At 61.3% G+C, this 16,309-nt stretch carries 11 protein-coding genes; 5 read left to right on the plus strand and 6 right to left on the minus strand.

Annotated elements, in window-relative coordinates:
* Positions 1–92 precede the first annotated feature (92 nt).
* Positions 93–4,376 carry an Mcf1 protease effector domain-containing protein gene (locus tag KHP07_RS08380; protein ID WP_214496994.1) on the plus strand — a complete coding sequence of 1,428 codons (4,284 nt, stop codon included), beginning with the start codon at positions 93–95 and terminating at the stop codon, positions 4,374–4,376.
* 40 nt (positions 4,377–4,416) lie between these two features.
* Here KHP07_RS08380 and KHP07_RS08385 read toward each other — a convergent pair whose 3' ends face one another.
* From KHP07_RS08385 to KHP07_RS08400, 4 genes are all read right to left on the minus strand, one after another.
* On the minus strand, positions 4,417–6,087 hold the full coding sequence (locus tag KHP07_RS08385; RefSeq protein WP_214496995.1) for an ATP-binding protein: 1,671 nt from the start codon (positions 6,085–6,087) through the stop codon (positions 4,417–4,419).
* Positions 6,084–7,586: an ATPase domain-containing protein gene (locus KHP07_RS08390; RefSeq protein WP_100490630.1), complete on the minus strand. Its 1,503-nt coding sequence runs from the start codon at positions 7,584–7,586 to the stop codon at positions 6,084–6,086. Before KHP07_RS08390 ends, KHP07_RS08385 begins: the two co-directional genes overlap by 4 nt.
* A gap of 146 nt (positions 7,587–7,732) precedes the next feature.
* A complete protein-coding gene (locus KHP07_RS08395; protein ID WP_099492078.1) occupies positions 7,733–8,791 on the minus strand; it encodes a tetratricopeptide repeat protein in 1,059 nt (352 codons plus the stop codon).
* A 76-nt stretch (positions 8,792–8,867) separates the two neighbouring features.
* The gene (locus tag KHP07_RS08400; protein WP_078048499.1) at positions 8,868–9,761 is read right to left on the minus strand and encodes a bestrophin family protein; all 894 of its coding nucleotides are present in this window, start codon (positions 9,759–9,761) and stop codon (positions 8,868–8,870) included.
* Positions 9,762–9,961: 200 nt separating this feature from the next.
* Between KHP07_RS08400 and KHP07_RS08405 the strand changes: the two genes are divergently transcribed.
* Genes KHP07_RS08405 through KHP07_RS08420 form a run of 4 tightly spaced genes read left to right on the plus strand, consistent with a single transcriptional unit; the run spans position 9,962 to position 13,848 of the window.
* The gene (locus KHP07_RS08405; RefSeq protein ID WP_078048498.1) at positions 9,962–10,729 is read left to right on the plus strand and encodes an SDR family NAD(P)-dependent oxidoreductase; all 768 of its coding nucleotides are present in this window, start codon (positions 9,962–9,964) and stop codon (positions 10,727–10,729) included.
* 12 nt (positions 10,730–10,741) lie between these two features.
* Positions 10,742–11,926, plus strand: a complete 1,185-nt coding sequence (locus KHP07_RS08410) for an acetyl-CoA C-acyltransferase (RefSeq protein WP_214496996.1) — start codon at positions 10,742–10,744, stop codon at positions 11,924–11,926.
* 9 nt (positions 11,927–11,935) lie between these two features.
* A complete protein-coding gene (locus tag KHP07_RS08415; RefSeq protein WP_214496997.1) occupies positions 11,936–13,063 on the plus strand; it encodes an acyl-CoA dehydrogenase family protein in 1,128 nt (375 codons plus the stop codon).
* Positions 13,064–13,074: 11 nt separating this feature from the next.
* On the plus strand, positions 13,075–13,848 hold the full coding sequence (locus tag KHP07_RS08420) for an enoyl-CoA hydratase (RefSeq protein WP_078048495.1): 774 nt from the start codon (positions 13,075–13,077) through the stop codon (positions 13,846–13,848).
* Between the two features lie 137 nt (positions 13,849–13,985).
* Here the strand turns inward: KHP07_RS08420 and KHP07_RS08425 are convergent, their stop codons facing one another.
* Together KHP07_RS08425 and KHP07_RS08430 are read right to left on the minus strand one after the other, a co-directional pair.
* Entirely contained in the window at positions 13,986–15,137 is a 1,152-nt protein-coding gene (locus tag KHP07_RS08425) for an acyl-CoA dehydrogenase family protein (RefSeq protein ID WP_214496998.1), read from the minus strand.
* Positions 15,138–15,140: 3 nt separating this feature from the next.
* Positions 15,141–16,244 carry an enoyl-CoA hydratase/isomerase family protein gene (locus KHP07_RS08430; RefSeq protein ID WP_099492073.1) on the minus strand — a complete coding sequence of 368 codons (1,104 nt, stop codon included), beginning with the start codon at positions 16,242–16,244 and terminating at the stop codon, positions 15,141–15,143.
* Between the last annotated feature and the right edge of the window lie 65 nt (positions 16,245–16,309).

Genomic DNA, 16,309 nt, shown 5'->3' on the forward strand with positions numbered 1-16,309 from the left:
TTCATGACCCTCGTTTTCTGCACTCAGTACGACCACTTTCTGCCTTCAGTGCCCTGAAGGCTCGATGAGTTTATCTGAGGCCGGAAATCGAAATGATCACTGTGAATATGCGCTCACCGGACTTTTCCGTGAGCCCGCCACTCCCAGCAGACGCGCAACCTGTATCGAACACCCCGCCGAGATCGACGCCCGCGCTGCAAACCGCTGTCACTTCCCGGCCCAAACGCGCCATTCAACCCCCTGTGAACGCGTCTTTGCAGGCAAGGGGGCAGGCGGTATCGCCGGACAATAAAAACGCAGAGCATTTTACGCAGGCGGTGCTGACAGGCCTCGACCAGCAACTTCCATTGTTCAGGGAGCAGAAACGCCTGAACCCTCCGGGGATGACGCAAGAGCAGGTGGACCAGCAGTTCAACGAGCGTATCGCGAATCTCCTCCAGGTCCACACAATGGAGGTCGAACCGAGCTCGACCTACGCGCAGTTCAATAGGCTTGGAGCGGGGGATAAGGTCACCCTCAAGCAGTTTATCCAGGATCACGGCTGGAACCTGCCCACCGATTTTGACGCGTTGAAGAACCTGTTGAGCTACGTCCGACGAGCCCCCCTCCCGACGCAAACATTGGGTGATTACGGCGGAGCGATGTCCTGGTTGCAACCGCCGTCCCACGAGCAGTTACTGGCGGTGTACTACCACCCGGTGCAAGCACTGGAGCTGCCCGCTGACTCGGAACTGTTTGGTTTGCTGACACGCACGCTGCGACTGAGCGAGGCTGAGGCCGCCGAACCCGAACGCGTGATCAGTGCATTGATCAATTCGCCGGCGGCCCAAGAGGTCGGGCGTGTACTGCGCGCCAAGGTTGACGCGGGTTCAACGCCCGGCAGCGATACCGATTGGCTCCTGGCGGGATTGCAAGTCTCGCTCGACCGAGAGAGCTTGCTGGGCAGCGTACAACCGCCACCGCGCAATCGAGTGGCGGGTTTTGACCTGGACGACAGCCGCTTCTGGGGTCAACCCGCCTCGACGGTCGTTGCCGGTTTGACCGAACATCTCATGACCCGCAGCAGCGCCAGCGAAGCCATGGCACCGGCTGCGGCCCACTTGTTACTCGCGCGCAAGGCCCCGCAGTTCTTGGTCAGGGATATCCCGCCCGGGGTCGTCTATGGCTCCCACAGCTGGGTCAGCCTATGTACGGCAGTCGCACGCATCGAGGCCCAGTCGCCTGGCAGTGTCGCGACAATGAGCTATGCCCAGGTCATGGCGTTCGATGACATTGCACCGGTCACGCGCGCCGATCAACGCGTTGCCCAGCAGGCCCAGGACTTTGCAATCATCGACTGGGCGGTTTGCCGAGGCATCCTTCCTGCCAGCCCGACTGACGACCATTCCCCCGCGCAGATGTCGCGCATACGCAAGGCCTTCGATGAAGAGGTGCTCCGGCTGTCCCGGGCCTCAGTGATCAAGCGTTCCGATATACCCGATCGTAAACAGATGACACTGGATTGGCTCAAGGAAACTTTTGGCGCCGATACTGACTACGAAAAAAAATGTATTTACCGCAAACCACGTGACAAAGATGAGCCTGGGCCTTATTCCGTGGTGGACCTGGCGGTTGAGGGCAAGTTGCTGGATGCACCTCAAGTCATTCCCCCAAGGAACGCATTTCGCGCAGCCCCAATACCCCGAGTCGTGACCGCACAATGGGCGTCGAACGATCCAGGTGTACCCATTGCCCAGATCGTCAATCAAGCGAAAACCCTGAACCTGCCTGACTTCAACCAGCAATTCGAGACGAAGGTCAACGAGCATCTGGATCAACTGGAAATCAGCTCGTTTGACGCCATCGTGTACATGCTCACCCAGTTGCCCTTGAAGGACCGCGAATTCATTGAATATGGCAAGGTCGAGGTCTACCGTGAGGAGTTGATCCACCATCAATCCAAGTCTCCTCCGTATTGGCGCCGTGGCCAGCCGGACGGGCAGAAACCTTTGCTGGTCCGTGCCCAACACGAGGACGAGTTCAGGGTTTACGAAGTCAATCCCAATCAACACAAGATCATCCGCAGGCCTGACCTTGAGAAAGATTTCCCGGTTGGCCATCGGGCCTTCGAATACCGATTCGAGGTGCACCCCAGGCCGCTTGATGATGACAAGATCTCGGTCACGACCTATGCCGACATTCCAGCTGATCGACGTTATATAGAAAAAGTGTCGACCCAGCCGGAGGACGCGCAGCTTTTCGCCGAACAACGCGATACTTCGGGTGTTCCCCAGACCTTTCACAGCGACCGAACCTTTCGTATTGCGCAACTGGTGCGGGACAATATGTACGATCAGGTGCGTAAGAAGATCGTCAGGGAGACCAGGGGCCTGACGACCTTTGAAAGTGAAATACCGCCCATTCGAAAGATTCGCGAATTTATAACCGGGCTGATCCCGCTCTATGGGGCCATTACCAAGTTCAATCGCGGCGATGTCGACGGCGGCATTCAAGACCTGTTTTTCGATACGCTGGGCTTTGGCGTTGCCGGCGCTTCGGCGGCGGGACGGGTGGCGCGTGCAGTCAGTGGTGTTGGCTCCACGGCAGCCAAGGCCTGGAGTGTCGGCCGGATCCTTGGGCGTAGCGCTGTCGGGGCGTTGAGCCCGATTCCGGGCGTCGAGGATGCCGTCGCAAGCGTGGGCCGTGCAAGCGCGCACCGCTTCAGGGCGGTGATAAATCAGGTACGCGGCACTGCGGGGCACTATGACGTGTTTAAAGCCAGTCGAGCCTACGACGCCGCCGCGATGGGGGTATATAAGGTCAATGGCGACGTCGTCCAGGGTATTGCCGTGTTGCACAACGGCAAATGGCACGCCTACAGCCCCGCAGGTGGACAGCGCGCGGTGGATGATTTTACGCCCTCATTGCGGGCCACTGACGAGCGATTGCAAAGCTGGCAAGGCGCCGCGCCGGCTCTGTCCGAACCGTCCCGGCGCATTCGCGAAAACTTCAGGGCGCTCGAACAAAAGCTCAGGAACGGGCCGTCCAGCACCGCATTCAATAACGGCTACAACGCGGGTGACCCCTATAGCATCAAGGGCTTTTCCTCCCGGCTGAATGCCGAGCAGGTCATGAAGTTGGCACAGACCGACGGCCTGACGGCGGCGCAGGTTGGCGCCCTGGTACGCCAGCGCGAGCGCCTTGCCGTGCAGCATGCCTTCAGTGGGGTAAAGCAGGCGCAGTCGCTCATTGATGCGGCGGGTGGCACATTCACCGCCAATCCCCAGCTGTTTTACCTCAGTCAGGTGGATTCACTGTCCCAAGGCCAATGTGCCGCGCTCTCCAAGATCATGGCCTCGGCGCTCGAGCAGGGCAAAGGTCAAACGCTGATTGAAAACATGTTCAGCGCCGCCGCAAAACCGACTCATCCAGCTTCTGTAACCTTTACCAAGACACTGCAGGACGTACAGAAACAGGTGAGCACCCCGGCCGTGTTCCACGCCGGCAACCCAGTGCGGCAAGTATCCCACGATGAGCTGATCGCCGAACTGGGCCGCGCCACCACGTCCACGACCCTGATGATCGATTCACCGGGTCACGCGATGATGGCGGGCGTGAAGGTTGATGGCGTGAACAAGCAGTTCTTTTTTTATGACCCGAACCTGGGCCTTGCCACGTTTCCCACCCAAAGCGCCATGAACGAAGGCCTGCAAGCCCTGTTTACCCAGAAAAAGCCGGCCACCCCTTATCGCACCTACAGCACCCACCCTGACAAGCTCGAGTTCAGGGTCAGTACCCATGACGAAGGGTGGACGAGCAAGGCGAGCGTGCACGACGGCCCCGTCAAGCAGCTGTACGAGGCGCCCATTGATACGTCCACGACGCAGAGTGGCCAGCAGTTGCTCGCGGGTTCACCGTTGGTTCCGGAGAAGGTTTATGTACCGGTCACCGAATCGGCACAACGCCTGGATGCCAATTCGATCCTGTATACCCGGGGAATCAGCGATTGCACGGCATTGGTGGTGCTGACCGACCTGAAGGATGGGATCTACCACAAGCGTACGTTGATCCACCTGCAAGGCGGCGTCGCCGACCCAGCGATGTTGCCAATGTTGAAACAGCTGGACGCGTCGTTGGCCAATGGCGGCAAGGTAATCTTCGTTGGCGGTGATAACGCCCGCAGCGCGCAGGGGTTGGCCAGTTCATTGAAACAAACACTCGGCGATCAACAGCCGCTGTTGAGCATCATCAACAGGCAGCCGCAGTCAACGGTCATTGCCACAGCGTCCGGCATTGATATAAAGCCGGATGGTACATTCGAGCTGATCGAAGGCGGGTATCCGCCCCAAGTGCTGGACGCAGCCATGAAGAAACAGGTCTACGATCGAATCGATTGAACCCAATGAGGGAAGGGGACTTGCGACGCGAGTCCCCGTTTCAGGCCTTGATCATCTCGCGCACTTTCGCTGTCAGCAGGTCGAAGGTAAATGGCTTGGTGATCAGTTGCATCCCCGGATCAAGAAACCCACCGCGCACTGCCGCATGTTCCGCGTAGCCGGTGATAAACAGCACTTTAAGGTCAGGTCGAATTTGCCTGCCAATTTCCGCCAGCTGGCGTCCGTTCATGCCGGGCAGCCCCACGTCGCTGATCATCAAATCGATACGCTGGTCGGACTCGAGGATCGGCACAGCCGAACTGCCGTCTCCGGCTTCGACATACCCATACCCCAATTCCTTCAACACTGCGCTCACCAGGACGCGTACGGCAGGGTCATCCTCAACGATCAGTACGGTCTCGCCCGCATTGGCAAAGGGCAGCGCCGCAGGGTCGACAGTTGCGGGGGCAACGATGTCACCGACAAACCGAGGCAGGAACAGGCTGACAGTCGTGCCTTTGTCGACTTCGCTGTGGATGGTCACATGGCCATGGGACTGGCGGACAAACCCGTAGATCATCGACAGGCCCAGGCCCGTGCCCTGGCCAATGGGTTTAGTCGTGAAGAAAGGATCGAACACACGGCCCATGACATTCTCTGGGATGCCACAGCCGGTGTCGCTAACGCTGAGTTCCACATAATCGCCCGGTTTCAAGGTTCCATAGGCGGCGGTAAACACGCTGTCGAGGTGGCGGTTGGTGGTTTCTACGGTCAGGCTACCGCCATTGGGCATGGCATCCCGGGCATTGATCACCAGGTTGAGCAGGGCGCTTTCCAATTGATTGGGGTCCGCCTCGGCCGTCCACAGTTGATCGCTCAGGCGCATGTCCAACTTGATGCTTTCGTTGATGCTGCGTTGCAGCAGCTCGCCCATGGAGGTGACCAACTGGTTGATCTCAACCGGTTTGGAATCCAGCGATTGGCGGCGGGAGAACGCCAGCAAGCGATGAGTGAGGCCGGCGGCACGGTTAGCCGAGGTGACGCCCAGGTCGATCAGGCTGTCGAGGTCGTCCAACTTGCCACGGGACACACGCCTTCGCAGCAGCTCCAGGCTGCCGATGATGCCGGTGAGCATGTTGTTGAAGTCGTGGGCGATACCGCCGGTCAACTGACCGACGGCTTCCATTTTCTGGGATTGGCGCAAAGCCTCTTCATTGCTGCGCAGTTGCGCCGTGCGTTCTTCTACCTGCTGCTCAAGCGTCTCCAGGGTGCGTTGCAGGCGCAGTTCACTTTCGCTGAGGTCGATCAGGCGGTCGCGGGCGTCGTATTGCCGGCGGCGGCCGCGCAGGGCGGCGCTCACCTGGCTGATCAGCGTCACCGGGTGGAAGGGGCGCTCCAGGAAGGTTACGTTGCCGAGCAAGCCGCTGAGATGGGATGAGCCATTCTGTTCTCTGCCGCCGTGATGGGTCATCAACACGATGGGCAGGTCCGACCAGGCCGGTTGCTGGTGCAAGTACTCCAACAGCGGTTCCAGATTGACACCACGCAGCGCCTCGGCAGCGATGATCAGCAGCCCGGCGCCATCATCGAGTGCCTCGCACAATGCCTCCAGGTTGCTGGCGACGATGCCGGCATACCCGGCTTCGTTGAGCATCATCAGCGCCAACGAGCCATCGCGGCCCATCGGTGCCAGTACGATCGCCCGCTCGGAGACTGGAAGTAGGCCCGTCACACGCCCTCATCCTTGAGCAAGGGGGAGCCGGCGCCCATGTAGGTCGGGATGCCGCGCAGTACGCCCTGGAAGTTATCCAGCGGCTCGCCCACCGTCATGCCCTTGCTGCCGATGCGGTATTCACGAATCGTGGCTTCGTGGGTACCGGTCCGTTTCTTGATGATCGAGATGGCGCGGCGCACCTTGCCCAGCGCTTCGAAGTAGCGCAGCAGAATGACCGTATCCGCCAGGTAAGTGATATCGACGGGGGCCTGCATATCGCCGACCAGGCCGTGTTGCGCCACCGTCATGAACGTCGCCGCGCCGCGCCGATTCAGGTACAGCAGCAACTCGTGCATGTGCAGGATCAGCGCGTTTTCTTCGGGCATGGCGGCTTGGTAGCCGTTGATGCTGTCGATCACCACTGTCTTGATGCCACGCTCGTCCACGCAACGGCGCACGCGGTGTGAGAACTCACCGGGTGACAGTTCGGCGGCATCGACCTGTTCGATCAGCAGGTTGCCGGTTTCCTGCAGGGCCGCGAGGTCGATCCCCATGTTTTTCATCCGCTCGAACAACAGCCCCAGTTCTTCATCGAAAATAAAGAGCGCTGCTTTCTCACCCCGCGCCACGGCGGCAGCGGCGAAGATCATCGAGATCAGCGACTTGCCGGTACCGGCAGGGCCGAGGATGAGGCTGCTGGAGCCAGTCTCGACACCGCCGCCCATCAGTGCATCCAGCGCGGCAATGCCGCTGCTCAAGGTCTCGCGCTGGTAACCGCCCCGATGCTCGGCCGCTACCAGGCGCGGGAACACATGAACGCCGTCCTGCATGATGGTGAAGTCGTGAAAACCGCCACGGTATTTCTGGCCACGGTACTTCACCACCCGCACACGCCGGCGCTCGGCGCCATAGTTGGGCGTCAGCTCTTCCAGGCGGATCACGCCATGCGCCACGCTGTGCACGGTTTTGTCGAGGGATTCGGTGGTCAAGTCATCCAGCAACAGGACAGTGGCGTCGTAGCGCACGAAGTAGTGCTTGATCGCCAGGATCTGCCGGCGATAGCGCAGCGAGCTTTGGGCCAGCAGGCGGATTTCCGAGAGGCTGTCGATGACCACGCGGGTCGGTTTGACCCGTTCTACCACTTCAAAGATCTGCCGGGTGGCCTCGCCCAGTTCCAGGTCGGAGGAATACAGCAGGCTTTGTTGGTGGTCGGCGTTGAGCAGGCTTTCGGGTGGCGTCAGTTCGAAGATATGAATGTTTTCATCCAGGTCCCAGCCGTGGGACTTGGCGCCTTGTCGCAATTCGCGTTCGGTTTCCGACAGGGTGATGTACAGCGATCGCTCGCCGTTCCTGGCCCCTGCTTGCAGAAAGTGCAGGGCGACCGTGGTCTTGCCGGTGCCGGGCTCACCTTCCAGTAGGAACAGGTGGCTGCGCGAGAGTCCTCCAGCAAGAATGTCATCAAGACCTTCAATGCCAGTGGCCGCTTTTTCGGATAATTGCGCTGTGGATGTAGACAAGAAGTGCCCTCAGGTCACATACGAGTAGAGGATGCACGCCCATTAGGACGCGCCATGTTCTCTTGACCGTAGCGGTTTGCGGCGGTTCAACCTGTTGCGGGAGAAATGAGGCCTGGACCGCGTTTTACAAAAAATTGTAAGCCCGCCTACAAGCCTTGCTGTAAGGCGGGATCGTCCGGGTTCTGCTGTTCAAGTTGCGCCAATAGCACCTGAACGTTCTGCAACTGGCCGCTTTCTTTCCAGTAATTGACCAGCAATACCCGCGCCTTTCGGTTGGCCGGGTGGCGCTGGATGATGTCTTCGAGTTGGCGCTGGGCGGCTTCCAATTCCTGCTGGGCGTGCAGGGTCGTGGCCAGGTCGTAGCGATAATCCTGGTTGTCCGGCTCCAGCTCCACCGCCTTGGACAGGCCAAGCAGCGCGTACGGACGTTCGCCATGGTGCAACAGCCACATGCCCAGGGCGTGTTGCAGGTAGGCCGACTCGGGGTGCGCGGCCAGTTGGCGCGCCAGCAGTTGGCGGGACTCGTCGGTCTTGCCCTGTTTGTCCAGCAGTTCGATCTGCGAGACGACGGCTTGCAGGTTGTCCGGTTGCAGGCGCATGGCCTGTTCCAGGGCGTTTTGTGCGTCTGGCAACAGGGCGCTGTGGATGTACAGGCGCGCCAGTTGAATCCAGCCTTCTGCGGTTTCAGGCTGGGCCTTGAGCTTTTTCACGAACTCATCCAGTACTTGCTGCAACGGCCCGAAGTACAGGCCCAGGGTATCGGGAGACAAGCCAAGCAAGGCATTGGCGGCGGCAAAGCGGACCTCCTGCTCGGGGTCATCCAGCACCGGGCCGAGCAGCAGCGTGCGCTGGCCGGTCGGCACCAGGCCGACAATGCTGTGGATGGCCGCTTCACGCACCCGCGGTGAGTCGCTGGCCAAGTCTTTGTCCGCCAGCTTCAACGCCTGGGGGCTGGGGTAGTTGGGCAATTCGGCATGCAACGCCGCGCGGCGCTCGGGCGACAGGTCCGGCCGGCCCAGTTGCTGATACAGCACGCGCGCTGCGCCGGGCTCACCGTTACGCGCCTGTTTCAAGGCTTTCGAATAGCCATGGGCAATGGCGGGCGCTACGGCCACCGGGGTGGTGCGGGAGAAATACCAGGTGATCAATACGATAAACAACAGGGCGCACAGGCCGATGAGGGAGTAACGGCGTGACTTTGACATGCAGGCGTCCGAAAGCTTGGGCAGCTAATACAAAGCCATCAGCTTCGGCCAGACCACGGCAGGTGTCAAACCCGCGTCAGGTGAGCACGTACTCCACCGGCTCCAGGGGCGGCGGCAGGTCGGTTGCGCCGAGGGCCGCCAAGACCTCGCGTTCCAGGGTACGCAGGATGGCATTGCAGGGCAGGTCGTTCTCGTCGAAACCGAACGGGTCCTCAAGGTCATCGCCGATTTCATCGAGGCCGAAGAACGTGTAGCTGACGATGGCGGTAAACACTGGCGTCAACCAGCCCAGCGGCTCGGCCATGGCAAACGGCAGCAGGATGCAGAACAGGTAAATGGTGCGGTGCAGCAGCAGGGTGTAGGGGAAGGGCAGTGGCGTGCTCTTGATCCGCTCGCAGGAGGCCTGCACTTGGCTGAGGCTGACTAACCGCGCTTCCAGCTGAGTGTAGCGCCATTCGCTGATCACGCCTTGCCCGGCCAGTTCGGAAAACCTGGCGCCCACCCGTTGCAGCAGGTTGTCGGGAAGGTTGGGGTGATTGGCCTGGAAGGTACTCCAGGGCGTTATCGCCTGGGCTTCATCTTCATGGCGCAAACGCGCGATCAGGCCGTGGGCGAAGCCGCACAGGCTGCGCAAAAGGCTCGCGCGTTCGACCGGGTCGCCAAGCACCTGGGTTTCGCGGATGAGCGAGCGAACATCGATGACCATCTGACCCAATTGCTTGCGACCTTCCCACCATCGGTCATAGCAGGCGTTGTTGCGAAAGCTCATAAAGATCGACAACGACAACCCAAGCAAGGTGAACGGCGTGGCGTTGACCTTGGAGAAATACGCCGGGTGCAGGGTTTCCACCAGCACGATCACTGAGGCCAACAAGGTCACCAGCAGGCTGCGCAGGGCAATGCGTTTGGCGATCGAGCCCTTGAGGGAAAACAGGATGCCCAGGAGGTTGGGTTTGGGGCGGACTATCATTCAGGGGCAGGCTTCTTGGGGGGTGCAGCCGCTCAGGTTAGGAGCAAGTATCGCTGGCGTCCAATCGCTTGGGCTGACCGGTTGATCGGCGAGGTCGATGACTGGCCAAAACAGTCAGGCAGGTTGAAGGCTTTGACCATTGCCGCTACCGCGCTGCGGGGCGACTATTTCGACGATTCGGACCGTTCAAGGGAACAACAATGCAGATTGAAAACAAGATTTTCCTGGTCAGCGGTGGCGCATCGGGCCTCGGCGCGGCGACTGCCGAGATGCTGATCGCCGCCGGCGCCAAGGTGATGCTGGTCGACCTGAATGCCGAGGCCGTGGCCGCCAAGGCCAGGCAGCTGGGCGACAACGCGCGCAGTGCCGTCGCGGATATCAGCCAGGAAGCCGCTGCCGAAGCCGCTGTGCAGGCCACGGTCGCAGCCTTTGGCGGCCTGCACGGGCTGGTCAATTGTGCCGGCGTGGTGCGTGGCGAGAAAATCCTCGGCAAGAACGGCCCTCACGCTCTGGCGAGCTTTGCCCAGGTGATCAACGTCAACCTGATCGGCAGCTTCAACCTGTTGCGCCTGGCGGCCGCTGCCATCGCCGAGACCGAGGCAAATGCCGACGGCGAGCGCGGCGTGATCATCAACACCGCCTCGGTGGCGGCGTTCGACGGGCAGATTGGCCAGGCAGCGTATTCCGCGTCCAAGGGCGCCATCGCCAGCCTCACACTGCCGGCCGCGCGCGAGCTGGCCCGCTTTGGTATCCGTGTGATGACCATCGCCCCGGGTATTTTCGAAACGCCGATGATGGCCGGCATGACCCCGCAAGTGCGCGACGCCCTGGCCGCCGGCGTGCCATTTCCGCCGCGCCTGGGCAAACCTGCCGAATACGCCGCACTGGTGCGGCACATCATTGAAAACAGCATGCTCAATGGCGAGGTGATCCGTCTCGACGGTGCCTTGCGCATGGCGGCCAAGTAAGGAGGATGACCCATGACTGATCCAATCGTAATTGTCAGCGCGGTGCGCACGCCCATGGGCGGGTTCCAGGGCGACCTCAAGGGCCTGACCGCGCCGCAACTGGGCTCTGCCGCGATTCGCGCCGCCGTCGAGCGTGCCGGCATCGCTACTGACGCCGTGGATGAAGTGCTGTTTGGCTGCGTGCTGCCCGCCGGCCTCGGCCAGGCGCCGGCGCGCCAGGCGGCCTTGGGCGCGGGGCTGGACAAATCCACGCGTTGCACCACCCTCAACAAGATGTGTGGCTCGGGCATGGAAGCGACCATCCTGGCCCATGACTCGCTGTTGGCCGGCAGCGTCGATGTGGTGATCGCCGGGGGCATGGAAAGCATGTCCAACGCTCCGTACCTGCTGGACCGCGCACGCAGCGGTTACCGCATGGGCCACGGTAAGGTGCTCGATCACATGTTCCTCGACGGACTGGAAGACGCCTACGACAAAGGCCGCCTGATGGGCACCTTTGCCGAGGACTGCGCCCTGCATAACGGCTTTAGCCGCGAAGCCCAGGACGCCTTCGCCATCGTTTCGTTGACCCGTGCGCAAGAGGCGATCACCCATGGCAGCTTTGCCGCGGAAATCGTGCCGGTGCAGGTCACCGTGGGCAAAGAGCAAAAAACCATCCAGCATGACGAACAGCCGCCCAAGGCCAAGCTCGACAAGATCAGCAGCCTGAAGCCGGCCTTCCGCGAAGGTGGCACTGTAACCGCCGCCAACTCCAGCTCGATTTCCGACGGCGCGGCGGCCTTGCTGCTGATGCGTCAGTCCGAGGCGCAAAAACGTGGCCTCAAACCCTTGGCGGTTATCCATGGGCATGCCGCGTTTGCCGATGAACCGGGGCTGTTCCCGGTGGCGCCAGTGGGTGCGATTCGCAAACTGATGACCAAGACCGGCTGGAACCTGGGCGAGGTCGACCTGTTCGAGATCAACGAAGCCTTTGCCGTGGTCAGCCTGGTCACCATGAGCAAGCTGGAAATCCCCCATGCCAAGGTCAATGTCCATGGCGGCGCCTGCGCGCTGGGTCATCCGATCGGCGCCTCCGGTGCGCGGATCCTGGTGACCCTGCTCTCGGCCCTGCGCCAGAAAGGCCTCAAGCGGGGTGTCGCCGCGATTTGCATCGGCGGTGGTGAAGCCACGGCCATGGCCGTCGAATGCCTGTATTAAGGAGCCCAGATGCTGCCCAATGACGAACAACTGCAAATCAGCGACGCGGCCCGGCAATTTGCCCAGGAGCGCCTGAAGCCCTTTGCCGCCGAATGGGACCGCGAGCACTGCTTCCCCAAGGAAGCCGTCGGTGAAATGGCCGAGCTGGGCTTTTTCGGCATGCTGGTGCCGGAACAATGGGGTGGTTGCGACACCGGTTACCTGGCCTACGCCATGGCCCTGGAAGAAATCGCCGCCGGTGACGGTGCGTGCTCGACCATCATGAGCGTACACAACTCGGTGGGTTGCGTGCCGATTCTCACGTTCGGCAGCGACCACCAGAAAGAGCACTTCCTCAAGCCCTTGGCCAGCGGCGCCATGCTCGGCGCCTTCGCGCTCACCGAACCCCAGGCCGGCTCCGATGCCAGCAGCCTGAAAACCCGCGCGCGCCTGGAAGGTGACCATTACGTGTTGAACGGCTGCAAACAATTCATCACCTCCGGGCAGAACGCCGGGATTGTGATTGTGTTTGCCGTGACCGACCCTGCAGCGGGCAAGCGCGGGATCAGCGCGTTTATCGTGCCGACCGACTCGCCGGGCTACAGCGTGGCACGGGTCGAGGACAAACTCGGCCAGCATGCGTCCGACACCTGCCAGTTGCTGTTTGAAGACGTGAAGGTACCCGTCGCCAATCGGCTGGGGGAGGAGGGCGAAGGCTACAAGATCGCCTTGGCCAACCTCGAAGGCGGCCGCGTGGGCATCGCTTCGCAAGCGGTGGGCATGGCCCGCGCCGCTTTCGAAGCGGCCCGCGACTATGCCCGCGAACGCGAAAGCTTCGGTAAACCTATCATCGAGCACCAGGCCGTGGCCTTCCGCCTGGCCGACATGGCCACGCAAATCGCGGTCGCCCGGCAGATGGTGCATTACGCCGCCGCCCTGCGCGACAGCGGCAAGCCGGCGCTGGTGGAAGCCTCGATGGCCAAGCTGTTTGCCTCGGAAATGGCCGAGAAAGTCTGTTCGGCCGCCTTGCAAACCCTCGGCGGTTACGGTTACCTGAACGACTTTCCCCTGGAGCGGATCTACCGCGACGTGCGGGTCTGCCAGATTTACGAAGGCACCAGCGATATCCAGCGCATGGTCATCTCACGCAATCTCTAAGGAGCCGATACATGAGTTACGACACCATTTTGCTCGACGTGCAGGGCCGTGTCGGGTTGATTACCCTCAATCGCCCGCAAGCCTTGAACGCCCTGAACGCGCAACTGGTCAGTGAGTTGAACCAGGCATTGGACAGCCTGGAAGCCAACCCTGAAATCGGCTGCATCGTGCTGACCGGCTCGAAAAAAGCTTTCGCCGCCGGCGCCGACATCAAGGAAATGGCCGAGCTGACCTACCCGCAGATCTACCTCGACGACCTGTTCAGCGACAGTGACCGCGTGGCCAACCGCCGCAAGCCGATCATCGCCGCCGTTAACGGCTTCGCCTTGGGTGGCGGTTGTGAGCTGGCATTGATGTGCGACTTCATCCTGGCCGGTGACAACGCCAAGTTCGGCCAGCCGGAAATCAACCTCGGCGTCCTGCCAGGCATGGGTGGCACCCAGCGCCTGACCCGCGCAGTGGGCAAGGCCAAGGCCATGGAAATGTGCCTGACCGGGCGCTTTATCGACGCGGTGGAAGCGGAGCGCTGCGGCATCGTCGCGCGTATCGTGCCGGCCGATGAGTTGCTGGAAGAAGCCTTGAAAGTCGCGGCCCTGATCGCCGGCAAATCGGTGCCCATCAGCATGATGGTCAAGGAAAGCGTAAACCGCGCGTTCGAAGTCAGCCTGTCGGAAGGCGTGCGCTTTGAGCGCCGCGTGTTCCATGCAGCGTTCGCCACCCAGGATCAAAAAGAAGGCATGGCCGCCTTCGTCGCCAAGCGCGCCCCCGAGTTCAAGGACAAGTAACGCGGTTGTGTGAACACTAGAGCTCAAATGTGGGAGCGGGCTTGCTCGCGAAGGCGGTGTTTCAGTCGACATCTTCATCACTGATCCACTGCCTTCGCGAACAAGCCCGCTCCCACATTGATTTTGCACTGTGTCAATTAAAGCTGGTAGTGCTTGAGCTCCCTGGCGATCACCATCCGCTGAATCTCGCTGGTCCCTTCGTAGATTTGCGTGATCCGCGCATCCCGGTAGTAGCGCTCCACCGGGTAATCCTCCAGATACCCATACCCACCGTGAATCTGCATCGCCGACGAGCAAACCTTCTCGGCCATTTCCGAGGCAAACAGCTTGGCCTGGGACGCTTCAGACAAGCACGGCTTGCCGGCACTGCGCAGTCGCGCGGCGTGCAGGATCAGCAAGCGCGCTGCATTCAGTTGGGTTTGCATGTCGGCCAGCAGGTTGGCCACGCTTTGGTGTTCGATGATCGCCTGGTTGAACTGCACACGATCACGGGCATAGACCAGCGCCGCTTCAAACGCTGCACGGGCGATGCCCAATGCCTGGGCGGCAATGCCGATGCGGCCGCCCTCGAGGTTGGACAGCGCAATCGCCAGGCCCTTGCCACGTTCACCCAGCAGGTTGGCCTCGGGCACGGTACACTGGTTCAACGTCACCGCGCAGGTGTCCGAGGCGCGGATGCCCATCTTGTGTTCGGTGCGATCCACCACAAACCCCGGCGTGGCCGTGGGCACCAGGAACGCGGAAATGCCTTTCTTGCCCAGGTCAGGGTCGGTGACGGCAAACACGATGGCCAGTTTGGCGCGCTTGCCGTTGCTGACGAACTGCTTGGCACCATTGAGTACCCACTGGCCGTCGCGCAATTCGGCGCGGGTGCGCAGGTTATGCGCTTCGGAGCCGGCCTGGGGTTCGGTCAGGCAAAAGCAGCCGATTGCTTGGCCGCTGGCGAGGTCTGCCAACCAGGTTTGTTTTTGTTCATCTGAGCCGTAGTTGAGGATTGGCCCGCAACCCACTGAATTATGGATACTCATCAGTGCGCCCGTGGCCCCGTCACCGGCGGAAATTTCTTCCACGGCGAGGGCATAGGCGACGTAATCGACGTAGGTGCCGCCCCATTCTTCCGGCACCACCATGCCCAGCAGGCCCAGTTCACCCATCTTCGCCACCAGGGCGTCATCGATCCAGCCGGCTTTTTCCCAGGCTTGGGCGTGGGGCGCGATTTCTCCACGGGCGAAGTCACGTGCCATGTCGCGGATCATCACTTGTTCTTCTGTGTATTCAATGTCTTGCATGGCTTATCTCGCAACCTTCTCGAAGTGATGAAAGAAGCTCTCCACATGGCTGAGGGCCAGCCCATGCAGGGTCGGCGGGTTCCAACGCGGGCTCTTGTCTTTATCGATAATCAGCGCGCGGACACCTTCGATCAGGTCACCGCGTTCGAACCATTGGCGGTCCAGGTGCAGCTCCAGGGCAAAACACTGTTCCAGCGGTAGACGGCGGCCACGGCGCAGCATCTCCAGGGTCACGGCCATGGCCAGCGGCGAGCGCGTTTGCATGAGGCTGGCGGTGCTCAGGGCCCATTCGTGGCTGTCGGCGACGGTGACTTGCTGCAATTGCTCGACGATGCTCGGTACATCCGGCAGCGCGAAGAAGTGGTCGATGGCAGGGCGCAAGGCAGCCAGCGGCGCATCGGGCAATTGCTGCACCGCAAGCTTGGCGAGCACGCCTTGCAGGTCCTTGAGCGGCGAGTCGTGCCATTGCAGGCCATCAAGTTTCTGGTCGAGGTCGACGAGCTTGTGGCTGTCGAGGTACCAGTCAGCCAGCCCGCAATACAACGCATCGGCGGCGCGGATCTGCACGCCGGTCACGCCCAGGTAAATCCCCAGTTCGCCGGGAATACGCGGCAGGAAGTAGCTGCCGCCCACATCGGGAAAATAACCGATGGCCACTTCCGGCATTGCCAGGCGGCTGCGCTCGGTCACCACGCGCAGGTCGGCGCCTTGCACCAGCCCCATGCCACCGCCCAGGACAAACCCGTCCATCAGCGCCACGACCGGCTTGCGGTAATGGTGGATGGCCAGGTCCAGCGCGTATTCCTCGACGAAGAAGTCCTGGTGCAGGGTGTCGCCGTTTTTGAAGCTGTCATACAGCGAGCGGATATCGCCGCCGGCACAAAAGGCTTTCTCGCCGGCGCCGCGCAGCACCACGGCGTACACCTGCGGGTCCTCGGCCCAGGCCTGCAACTGGGCAGTCAGGCTGCGGACCATCTGCAGGGTAATGGCATTCAAGCCGGCGGGGCGATTGAGGGTGAGGTGGCCGATATGGTTACGGACCTCGGCGAGGACTTCGTCCTGAAGTGTTCCGGCGTGGCTTGCTTCGGTTGTAACCTGAGCAGTCATCGATAACTCCCTGCTTTTATTGTTCTTTATCAAGATGTTCGCGAACGAACCCTCTCGCGATCGTA

It is taken from the genome of Pseudomonas sp. VS40 (genome assembly GCF_018587885.1).
GTDB lineage: Bacteria > Pseudomonadota > Gammaproteobacteria > Pseudomonadales > Pseudomonadaceae > Aquipseudomonas > Aquipseudomonas pergaminensis.

Excerpts from the sequence above, each read along its gene's own strand:
- KHP07_RS08425 (WP_214496998.1), bottom strand. The coding sequence starts at position 15,137 with ATGCAAGACATTGAATACACAGAAGAACAAGTGATGATCCGCGACATG.
- KHP07_RS08400 (WP_078048499.1), bottom strand. The coding sequence starts at position 9,761 with ATGATAGTCCGCCCCAAACCCAACCTCCTGGGCATCCTGTTTTCCCTC.
- KHP07_RS08410 (WP_214496996.1), top strand. The coding sequence starts at position 10,742 with ATGACTGATCCAATCGTAATTGTCAGCGCGGTGCGCACGCCCATGGGC.
- KHP07_RS08395 (WP_099492078.1), bottom strand. The coding sequence starts at position 8,791 with ATGTCAAAGTCACGCCGTTACTCCCTCATCGGCCTGTGCGCCCTGTTG.
- KHP07_RS08420 (WP_078048495.1), top strand. The coding sequence starts at position 13,075 with ATGAGTTACGACACCATTTTGCTCGACGTGCAGGGCCGTGTCGGGTTG.
- KHP07_RS08405 (WP_078048498.1), top strand. The coding sequence starts at position 9,962 with ATGCAGATTGAAAACAAGATTTTCCTGGTCAGCGGTGGCGCATCGGGC.
- KHP07_RS08430 (WP_099492073.1), bottom strand. The coding sequence starts at position 16,244 with ATGACTGCTCAGGTTACAACCGAAGCAAGCCACGCCGGAACACTTCAG.
- KHP07_RS08380 (WP_214496994.1), top strand. The coding sequence starts at position 93 with ATGATCACTGTGAATATGCGCTCACCGGACTTTTCCGTGAGCCCGCCA.
- KHP07_RS08415 (WP_214496997.1), top strand. The coding sequence starts at position 11,936 with ATGCTGCCCAATGACGAACAACTGCAAATCAGCGACGCGGCCCGGCAA.